We start from the raw sequence: 927 nt of genomic DNA, 5'->3' as shown, positions 1-927 counted from the left end.
TGTGATTGCAGAAATAAGTGGGCCAACAGACAACATAACAGGGAAGTTCCATGGAGTTACAATACCCACGACACCTTTCGGTTGATACACCACTTCGACTTGAGACAACGAAAGCAATGCTCCCGCACTACGCACTGATGGTGCCATCCACTCACTGATATGCTCAATGCTGTAATCAATATTCGCAACACACGTGCCTCTCTTAGCAAATTAAGCTTCGTGACACGGGCGTCTAAGCTCGGCATTGGATCCGAATTGTACGCGTCTTTCATATTCTTATAGTGATGCTTCATTTCATTAAGTGAAGTAATACTGTTCATTTTCTATACCTTTCTCGTTGGGTTGATTACACAATAATACAAAACAAACCGGTCGGTCTAGTAATTTTGCGAATAAATTTGTCCGAGGAATGTTAGACATAACGCTCATTTATTAGCGATGGATAAATTAAACGTCTTATTTTCAATAAATTAGCGTTCTAGACTCCCAGTTTTGACAGATGATTTATCAATTACTGATAACCGACATAAAGAAGTTTTTTTAAAAAACACACAAAAAACACTAGACCGACCGGTTTGTTTGAGTGTAGGGTAAATGCATACAGTAAAGAGAATGATGGAACTTACTCAAGGGAATAGAAACTTTACACCAAATTTTAACTTACAGTAGGTAACTCCGATGCTATATAAAACTGAACGATTTTTTGTAAACACATACCATGCACTTGCAAGCACCGCTTTCCCTCGCATGCCTGTTCCAGTACCGAATGTTTTAAATGGTGAGAAATCACTTGATACACTTGCGGAACATTTGAAGAGCAAAGGGATTCAACGCCCTGTAATTTTTACAGACAGCTTTTTTTGTACCCTTCCATCATTCCAATTGCTTATTGGTGCACTCGAGAAAAGAGACATTGATTACAAAGTT

Annotated in this window: 1 protein-coding gene and 1 pseudogene; one reads left to right on the top strand and one right to left on the bottom strand. The window is 38.6% G+C overall.

Translation table 11 applies throughout. The features are described from left to right. A pseudogene (locus tag KIV40_RS30235) lies at positions 1-192 on the bottom strand (aldehyde dehydrogenase family protein); the annotation flags it as partial. Between the two features lie 486 nt (positions 193-678). On the opposite strand from KIV40_RS30235, the gene KIV40_RS30230 reads away from it, so the two are divergent. Then, positions 679-927: hypothetical protein (locus KIV40_RS30230; protein WP_285352958.1), on the top strand; the 249-nt coding region annotated here is incomplete at its 3' end.

The sequence above is a fragment of the Vibrio sp. D173a genome, from assembly GCF_030248475.1.
This window is presented reverse-complemented; position numbering and strand designations above follow the sequence as displayed.